We start from the raw sequence: 1610 nt of genomic DNA, 5'->3' as shown, positions 1-1610 counted from the left end.
TTTTTTATCAGTCCGATTTTTTGTTGAGCCGATTTTTATACTTTATAATAAATTCAAAAAATTAATTTCTATATGATTATGATTTTTTCCTTTATTATTGCTTTCTTAAAATAGTAGTTTATCGGCTCCACCCCATTTATAATCAAGGGCTGCCATTGCAAGAACATTAATATAATGCCATGGTCTGTCAAATTCCGGCTGGAAGAAAATATCAGCAAGCGCCAGCTCTTCCAAAGTCCAGTTTGATGAAATTGCAATTGAAATGGCAGCAATACCATCGGTAATATCATGTTTGGACATTAGTTGTGCTCCGAGGATACGATGGGTATCATTATCATAGTAAATTTTCATGTGAATTAAATTGTTTTCTTTACGCATAAAATCAGGATAAAGTTTTTCTTTAACATATTTGCTGGTTATATTACCATTATAAAGATTAATACCTTTACTAGAAAGTCCGGTGCTAACAAAATTGTAATCAAAGAATGACAGTGCCGAGGTTCCATTTACAGCCGGCATCTTAACTTTTTTTCCTAAAGCATTAAGAGCGGCAATAACACCTTGACGACGTGCAAGAGTAGCTAAAGCTATCGGCAGTTTACCACCGGTAGGCGAATAAGGTAACAGTGTAGAATCACCGCCGGCATAAACATCTTTAGCAGAAGTTTCTAAATATTCATTAGTAACAACAAAACCACGTTCTGTTAATTCAAGTTCTCCACTCAGCCAAGAAGCATCAGGGCGAACTCCAACAGAAATGATAACAGTATCGGCAGGGTATTCTCCTTTATCTGTTACGACAGAACGAACTTTTCCGTTTTCCCCTTTAAATGATATAACTTTTTCCTCGCCTCGAATTGTTATATTATGTTTAACACCTTCTGCTGTTAAAATATCTGTTAATTCTTTGTCTAAATAAGTATTTAGAATGCGAGGGGCGAAATCAACAATAGTGACTTCTATACCGGCTTTAGCATAAGATTCCGCTACTTCCAAACCGATATAACCACCACCGACAACAACGGCTTTTTTACTGTTTTTCATACAATCAGCTACTGCTTGCGTATCTTCAGGTCCACGAAAAGTATGGATATTTTTTAGATCAATACCTTTGAATTGTGGTTTAACAGCCACGCCCCCGGGACTTAGCAACAATTTGTCATAGTGATGAGTTTCTTTACCGTCAGGTGTAATTACCGTAATAGTTTTTTCTTTTGTATTTAATCCTACAACATCGGTGTTACAATGAATATTAATTTCTTGTGAACGGTAAGATTCTTCAGTGGCAAAATGTAGTTCAGATAATGCTTTAGATGTCCCATCTAAATATGACTGGCTACCTCAACCCATAAATGATGCTGAATCTCCTCGTTCGTATAAATGTATTTCAGCTTGTGTTTCATTTTTTAAAATAGTTTGAACAGCTTCGTAACCGAAGTGTGATGTTCCAACGACTATATATTTCATATTAATACCTCCTGTAAATAATAAAAATATTATATATTTTTAAAATATATAATTTATCATTTATTATATCATAAAACTACTTTAATATAGAAATAAAATTACTTGAAATAATTAATAATAAATGTTGATAAAAATATATTATT

The 1610-nt window shown here is 33.4% G+C and carries 1 protein-coding gene; it reads right to left on the bottom strand.

The window, feature by feature from the left end:
- Positions 1–105: 105 nt before the first annotated feature.
- Positions 106–1467 carry an NAD(P)/FAD-dependent oxidoreductase gene (locus HMPREF1983_RS03535; protein WP_084404568.1) on the bottom strand — a complete coding sequence of 454 codons (1362 nt, stop codon included), beginning with the start codon at positions 1465–1467 and terminating at the stop codon, positions 106–108.
- Positions 1468–1610 lie beyond the last annotated feature (143 nt).

Source organism: Gemella bergeri ATCC 700627 (genome assembly GCF_000469465.1).
Taxonomy (GTDB): domain Bacteria; phylum Bacillota; class Bacilli; order Staphylococcales; family Gemellaceae; genus Gemella; species Gemella bergeri.
The sequence above is the reverse complement of the archived record's forward strand: the minus strand, read 5'-3'. Positions and strand labels throughout refer to the sequence as shown.